Raw genomic sequence first — 6946 nt, 5'->3', positions numbered from 1 at the left:
GTATCTTCCACCCCGCCTGTCATTACGAGGGTGCGAAGCCCCCGAAGCAAGCTCCCGCTTCAGCGACACCCCGCGCCTGAGCGGGATCCTCCCGCCCTTGCGGGGGATTGCTTCGCCTCGCTCCGCTCGGCTCGCGATGACAAGAGGGATGCTGGGGATAGAGTCTATCACGCTGCCGGCGCTTGCCCGGCGCGAGCCGGCGCTGCCACGTGCCAATGCAACAACCCCATACCAATCACCCCTACCAGTGCAAGCAGGGCAAAGATCACGCCATAACCGGTCACCGTTGCTACAAGCCCTACCACCACCGGCCCTAACGCCGCTACCGGAGCCAAGGCCAGATTAGCGACACCGATGTAGGTGGTGCGTTCGGCTGGCGGGCTAAAGGCAAAGACAAGGGTGAAACCAGAGAGTTGGTAGCCAGCTTGTGACGCACCGACTAAGGCAAAGACAAGGTAAAACCACGCACTTGCCGGTGCAATGAGGGCTAACACCAGCGCCGCCATCCCCATCCCCGCCGACAACACCAACACCTGTTTGTGGCCCCACCGATCGGCCAGCGCCCCCAAGCCAATATTACCTATGGCCTGCGCAGCCAGCATCACGCTGGTAAACAGACCGATCTCAGCCGCCGGCGCCTGAAACCGCTCAAGCGCAGCCGCCGTCAAGAAACTGTGACCGGTCAAGCCGAGCGCAATCGCCATCCGGCAAAACAGGTAGCGCCGGAACGCAACATCGCGCCGCAAGAGCGGCCCCAAGCCGCGCAGAAAGACATGAAACGGGCGAGCCGGCGCCGGCGCTTGGGCCGGTTCGACTGTCAGCGCCAGAAAGAGGTACGAGACCACCATCGCCGCAAAGCAAATCAAGGCGAGAATGCCGGCGCTTTGCGGGAAGGGTTGCTGGGCCAAGATCGCTGCTGCCAGCGCGCCGCCGCCAATGCCGAGCAGACCGCCTAAGCCAGCCTGCAAGCCAAAGAAGACCCCCCAACGGTGGCCCGGAATGACCCGCGCAATCAGATCTTGCCACGCAATCGACGTGAGACCGGCGCTGGTGGCGAAGATGGCGTACAGCGTTAACACGATCACCAGCAACGCACTCGCCGGCAAATCGGGCAACATGAGCAGAATAATCCCCATCGCCAAAAAGGGCAAACGCTCACCGATCGTCGCCAGCAGCACCCACGGCTTGCGCCGCGGCTGCGCTGCTACCAACGGCGCGGTAAACAATCCCGGCAATAACCAGCCGGCAAAAAAGATCGCCGGGATTAGTCCCTGCACCCAGCGCGCATCGGTCAACCGCTCGACAATCAGTGGCAAGACGGTAAACCGCGACACAAGGCTGATCCCAAAGGTGAAGGCGCTGCCATCGAGCACATTTAACCAGAAATTACGCCGGGCATAGCGGGCCAGCACCGCTTCTGACGCCGTGGTCATAGCTTATCCTGCCGTTCATGCTTGCGCTTCAACCCCAAGCATCGTAGCTTTGTTGCGGCAAAAATGGATCGTTCCTGCGACTGATCGAAACTGCCCTCTTGCAATCCTAGAAAAGTGTGGTATAGTAGATAGGCCAATCAACGTCGTGTGCTGCGAGACCGGCATCAGAGAACTCTCAAGCTTTAGGTCGATCGGCAGTGCTTCATTGCTCGAAGTAGGGACGTTGTCGATCGCCGGAGCGAACGCCCGATACATCTATCGGCGGCGGCTGTACGAGAGGTTTGTGATAGCCGGTTTTTGGTATGCCACGAATGTGTCTGCCAAACCAAGTCTCTGTGGAGTGTGTGCAATGTTAGTGAAACTGTTCGTCGGGAATTTGCCGTGGAGTGTCGGTGATGCTGAGCTGGGTGCGATCTTCGAGCCGCACGGCGAGGTGCAGAGTGCGCGCGTGATTAACGACCGCGATACCGGTCGCTCGCGCGGCTTCGGGTTTGTTGAGATCGCGACCAATAACGTCGCCGCCGTCATCCGGGCGACCGACGGCCTTGAGGTTGGCGGGCGCAATCTGCGCGTGAATGAGGCTGAAGACAAGCCGCGCAGCGCGCCGCGGGGCAATTTTGGCCGCCGCTACTAGACGGTAGACGCCACGTCGCTCAAGGCGTTGGCAACGAAACAAGACCGGTGAACAGTGGCGTTCACCGGTTTATTGTTTGCTTGCGGATGGTCGTTTACTTGATCGTTTGCTTGAGCCGCTCAACCAATTCAATGTAGCGATTCATCGCATCGGTGGCCGAGAGGCCTTTGAGTTTAGCCCACGCATCATACTTGAGCCGCCCAGTCATATCCAGCACGCCGGGCCGCGATCCTTGCACATCGCCAATCGTTGCCTGCTTGTAGAGCGCATACAATTGCAATAACGTCTCATTATCAGGACGGCGCGGCAACTCCTGCACCTCTTTCGCTGCGCGTTCAAAAGCTGCTCGCAGATCGCTCATATTCAACTCCTCACTCAACGCGGATGATAGCAGTATCGTACCATATTCACCATATCTATACCAATGGTCGAAGGTGTCTGCTTTTGAAATATGGCGGCAGTCACACTGCTGCACTCCAGACCGAGGCGCAATCCGCTACTCATCGCGCAACGCCACTGCCGGACTGATCCGGCTCATGCGCAGCGCCGGCCACATGCCGGCCAGCAAGGCTGCCCCGATCGCAACTGCTAACGCTTGCCCAAACAGGGCCGGATCAACGGCGAGTTCCAGTGTCCAGCCAAACGAACGCTTATTGATCACATACGTCAACACGAGCGCCAGCGCCAGCCCCAACGGCGCGGCCAGCAACCCAGACGCCAACCCCATTAGACCGGTTTGGCACAGCACTGCGCCCCACAATTGGCCGGGGGTTAAACCGTTTGCGCGCAAGACACCCAATTCACGGCTGCGTTCGAGTTGCAATGCCATCAAGGCGCTCAAGATCCCAATAAAGGCGACAATCGTCGCCAGCAATTGCAGCACTGAGGTGATGGCAAAGGTGCGATCAAAGACCGCTAACGTCCCTTCACGCAAGGCCCGGCTTGAATTAACCAACACCATCCCGTAGGCGGCGCTCGTGGCCCGCACCTGTTCGATCACCGCATCAACATCGTAGCCATCGCGAACATAGATCGCCAGCGACGAAATCGCCGGATCGTCCCACAAGGCGCGATAGGCAGCGGCATTGATCCGCACCACGCCTCGATCAGAGGCATAATCGTAATAGACGCCGGCGATCGGCAGGTTGCGCAAGCCGCGATCGGTACGCACCGTTAAGGTATCACCCACTCCCAACCCGGTGCGGAAGGCGAGCGGCTCTGAGATCAAGACCGCGCCGTTTTCCCACGCGGCCCATGTCGCCGCATCACCAGCCTGTTGGAAGCGCAACGCGCGCCGGCCCTGCGCAGTCGCTCCATCCACCGCCACCAATGTTGTTGGCCCCGTAGGTAAATCAATCTGGACACTGCGGAAGGTTGTGATCGACTCAACCCCCGGCAGCGCCGCCAACGCTGCCGGCAAGGCCGGATCAAGCGTCGTATCGATCCGGTTGGCGACATTGCTTGGCGGCGAGAGATAGATATCAGCGACAAGGCTTTGCTCAAGCCAATTGATCACCGTTTGGCGGAAGCTGCCGATCATAATGCCAACGCCAATCGTTACCGACACCGCAACCATCAGGGCAGCGACGGCAACCGCGGTGCGCGAGAGGCTCGCCACCACATCGCGCGCCGCCATCCGGCCTAGCAACCCCAACACCCGGCCTAGCGCCGGACGTAACAGCGACATCAGCGCCACGAGCGCCAGCGGGGTGAGCAAGGCCGCGCCAATCACCACCGCAAACAGGCCGCCAAAGGCGACATAGAGACCGGCAGCGCCGGCAGGCGCCGGCATGGCCAGCAGGACACCGCCGATCGCGAGCAAGCCAACGCCAGCGCCGGCCAAGCGCGGCGTTGCCCGCCGCACCCGCTCTTCGATGCTCGAACGGCGCAAGACAGTGCGCGGCGGGGTATACATTGCTTCCAGCGCCGGGGCCAGCGCCGCCAGCAAAGTTGCTGCCACCCCCAGCCCTGCGCCTTTCAGCAACACCGCCGGCTCAATGCTCAGATCGCGCACCGTGACCACAAAATAGAGATCGTTGATCGTCTGCGTCACTAAGCCGACCAAGCCGCGCCCCAACACTACACCCAAGGCCAACCCGCCGGCCACACCCAATATGCTGATCAGCAACGCTTCGGCCAAGACCAAACTGGCTAATTGGCCGCGGCTCACCCCCACGCAGCGCAGCGTCCCCCACAGGGTACGCCGCTGCACGACGCTGAACGTCATCGTGTTATAGATGAGAAACATGCCGACAATCAACGCCAAGAGACTGAGTGCAGTGAGGTTCAGCTCGAAAGCAGCCGTCATCTGTTGCAACGCGCCGGCGCGAGCCGCCACCGGTTGCACCGTCGCACCGGGAGGCAACAGCGGCGCCAGTAGCGCCAGATCAAATGACTCCGGCACGATCAGGTCGATCCGGCTTAACCGCCCGACACTATCCAGCAACTCTTGCGCGCTGGCGATATCAACCGCAATCATCCCGGCCAGCGCGCGCCGGCTGAGATCATCAGCCGGTTCCAGCACTCCCACCACCTGCACGGTAGCAGCGCGCGGGCCGATCTGGATCGGCAACGCATCACCGAGCTGCAAACCAGCCCGTTCAGCATTAGCGCGCGCCAGCAGCGCCGCTCCCGGTTCAACCAATAACGCCGCCACATCGACCGCGCCGCCGCCAGCCAGATAGGGCCGGAAGGGCGCTTCGGCAAACGGATCAATCCCAAAAAGCTGGTAAACACCGGGGCCGAGAGAGGGAGCGAGCACGTACCCCTCGACAATCGGCGCCGCGGCCAAGGCAGGAAAGCGCCGCCGGAGTTCGGGGTAGACCGTTTCGGGCAGGCCGGCTGGGCCGCCAATGATTTGATGGGTTGATTGCCCGGCCACCGTATCGCCGGCCAATTGGAAAGCGCGGCGCGCGCTGGCATTGGCCAGATCAATCGCTACGACGACTGCCACCCCTAATGCCACGCCCAAAATACAGAGCAACATCTGCCACGGATGGCGCACAATCCAGCGGATGGAACTGCGGAACAGCATACGACCTCGTTACGGTTGTAAAACGCACAATGCAGACGATGATCAGGCGTTGCGCGGTGATTAGTCCTTCTACCATTTTGCCATTGTTTTCTTCTTTTTCATGAACCAGCTCGCAATGCGCGGATTCGCCAGAAATGCTGATGGGTGGTTAGCATACAGCGACTCTGTATGCCAACCACCCACCAGCAACGATCGAGTTGCTGCTTGCCAGAACGCCTTACCGTGGCACTTCCACCCGATTGAGGATGCGCCCGATCGCCATATCAGCATTGAGACCTTCAATCTCGGCTTCTGGCCGTAGGATAATCCGGTGGCGCAACACCGGACGGGCCAACATCTTCACCTCATCAGGCGTCACGTAACTACGATCGTGAATTGCCGCCAGTGTCTTCGCCGCCAGCAACATCGCCACGCCGGCCCGCAGCGATGCGCCGACCAACAATTCAGGGCTGGTGCGTGTCGCTTGCACAATCGAGACAATGTAATCGAGAATCCCCTGCTCGACCTGAACCCGCCCAATCTCGGCCCGGCAGGCAGCCAGCGCCTCCGGCGTCACAATGGGGCACAAGCCGGCAGCAGCTAACTGGTGCGCGTCGAAGCCGAGGTGATAGCGCCGCAAGACCTCGGTCTCAACCTCGCGTGAAGCATAATCAATCACAACCTTAAACAGAAAGCGGTCAAGCTGGGCCTCAGGCAAGGGGTACGTCCCCTCGAACTCAATCGGGTTTTGAGTCGCAATCACAAAAAACGGCTCCGGCAACGGCAAGCGCTGGCCTTCAATCGTCACCTGCCGCTCCTCCATCGCCTCAAGCAACGCGCTCTGGGTTTTGGCCGGCGCGCGGTTAATTTCATCGCCAAGCAACACTTGGGTGAAGATTGGCCCTTGCCGCAGGCGAAACTGGCTGCTGCTCAGATCAAAGACTTGCGTACCCACGATATCAGATGGCATCAAGTCAGGCGTAAACTGAATACGGCGAAAATCGGCTTGGATCATCTGGGCCAACGTCTTGGCCATCAGCGTCTTCGCCGTACCGGGAGGGCCTTCGAGCAGGACATGCCCGCCACTGAGCAATGCCGTCAGGAGCAACGTCAATGGTTCCTCTTGCCCAACCAAGGTCTTGCGCGCTTCATTCAACAACGCCGACGCCAACTGCGCAGTTTGCATAGCATATTCTCTAATGAGCGGGTTGCACGCAGCTCCCATCATCAACCGTAATGCCGTTGGATTGCAACGGCATTACAGTTGCAACGTGAATCTTCACAGAGTCAGAAAGACCAAACTGATCATCAAAAAGAGCGACAGCACACCGATGCCGGCAGAAAAGAGAATCCGCTCCCAGTGCAACAGGCGCCAATCAGGGGGAATCAGATTCTCGAACCCATAGATCACCAACCGGTAGGATCGCTCTGGCCGGCCAAGATCGAATTCAATCTCGGTCAGCGGGATAAAATGGATTTGCAGTTCCGCCATAACAATGCGGCTATCGTTATCGAGGGCCTGCCGCTGGCGATCAATCATCGCTTTCACTTCGGTGATTTGGAGCCATTCGGGCGGAATGTGCCCAACCACCCGGTGTTTATGTACCAATTCGGCTTTGCATGTGCGGCGCAACCATATCTCATCAACATTCAGCAGATCGTTCTGAGCCTCATCACGCACAACCCGGCGCGACCACTCGATCAACTTGCGCTGCACGACGCGACCAAAACTGGCACAGCGCTTGCACGGGATCGAACCGCGACCATTGCATTGCGGGCAAGCAATCACCCGTTGGCGCGCTACCGGCGGCGATGTGCCGGCGCCACCCGGCGAGCCGGCTGGTTGCCCGGCGGGGCTGGCTGGTG

The 6946-nt window shown here is 60.0% G+C and carries 5 protein-coding genes and 1 pseudogene; 1 reads left to right on the top strand and 5 read right to left on the bottom strand.

Annotated features, from left to right (window positions below; all coding sequences use genetic code 11):
• Positions 1-167: 167 nt before the first annotated feature.
• Complete coding sequence (locus tag U9R81_RS16725) at positions 168-1433, bottom strand: MFS transporter (protein ID WP_322496562.1); 1266 nt, start codon at positions 1431-1433, stop codon at positions 168-170.
• Positions 1434-1782: 349 nt separating this feature from the next.
• Between U9R81_RS16725 and U9R81_RS16720 the strand changes: the two genes are divergently transcribed.
• Positions 1783-2067, top strand: coding sequence for an RNA-binding protein (locus U9R81_RS16720; RefSeq protein ID WP_322496561.1), 285 nt, complete (start codon positions 1783-1785; stop codon positions 2065-2067).
• 94 nt (positions 2068-2161) lie between these two features.
• Here the strand turns inward: U9R81_RS16720 and U9R81_RS16715 are convergent, their stop codons facing one another.
• The 4 genes and pseudogenes from U9R81_RS16715 to U9R81_RS16700 form a co-directional block, all read right to left on the bottom strand.
• Positions 2162-2428 carry an acyl-CoA-binding protein gene (locus U9R81_RS16715; protein WP_322496560.1) on the bottom strand — a complete coding sequence of 89 codons (267 nt, stop codon included), beginning with the start codon at positions 2426-2428 and terminating at the stop codon, positions 2162-2164.
• Positions 2429-2563: 135 nt separating this feature from the next.
• Positions 2564-5101, bottom strand: a complete 2538-nt coding sequence (locus tag U9R81_RS16710) for an FtsX-like permease family protein (protein ID WP_322496559.1) — start codon at positions 5099-5101, stop codon at positions 2564-2566.
• A gap of 217 nt (positions 5102-5318) precedes the next feature.
• On the bottom strand, positions 5319-6266 hold the full coding sequence (locus U9R81_RS16705) for a MoxR family ATPase (protein WP_322496558.1): 948 nt from the start codon (positions 6264-6266) through the stop codon (positions 5319-5321).
• A gap of 93 nt (positions 6267-6359) precedes the next feature.
• Positions 6360-6946, bottom strand: a pseudogene (locus U9R81_RS16700) (protein kinase); the annotation flags it as partial.

This window comes from Chloroflexus sp., from assembly GCF_034435895.1.
In the GTDB taxonomy this organism is placed as follows: domain Bacteria; phylum Chloroflexota; class Chloroflexia; order Chloroflexales; family Chloroflexaceae; genus Chloroflexus.
The sequence above is the reverse complement of the archived record's forward strand: the minus strand, read 5'-3'. Positions and strand labels throughout refer to the sequence as shown.

What these genes read in the sequence shown, in the direction of transcription:
- U9R81_RS16725 (WP_322496562.1), bottom strand. Translation starts at nt 1,433, where the DNA reads ATGACCACGGCGTCAGAAGCGGTGCTGGCCCGCTATGCCCGGCGTAAT.
- U9R81_RS16720 (WP_322496561.1), top strand. Translation starts at nt 1,783, where the DNA reads ATGTTAGTGAAACTGTTCGTCGGGAATTTGCCGTGGAGTGTCGGTGAT.
- U9R81_RS16715 (WP_322496560.1), bottom strand. Translation starts at nt 2,428, where the DNA reads ATGAGCGATCTGCGAGCAGCTTTTGAACGCGCAGCGAAAGAGGTGCAG.
- U9R81_RS16710 (WP_322496559.1), bottom strand. Translation starts at nt 5,101, where the DNA reads ATGCTGTTCCGCAGTTCCATCCGCTGGATTGTGCGCCATCCGTGGCAG.
- U9R81_RS16705 (WP_322496558.1), bottom strand. Translation starts at nt 6,266, where the DNA reads ATGCAAACTGCGCAGTTGGCGTCGGCGTTGTTGAATGAAGCGCGCAAG.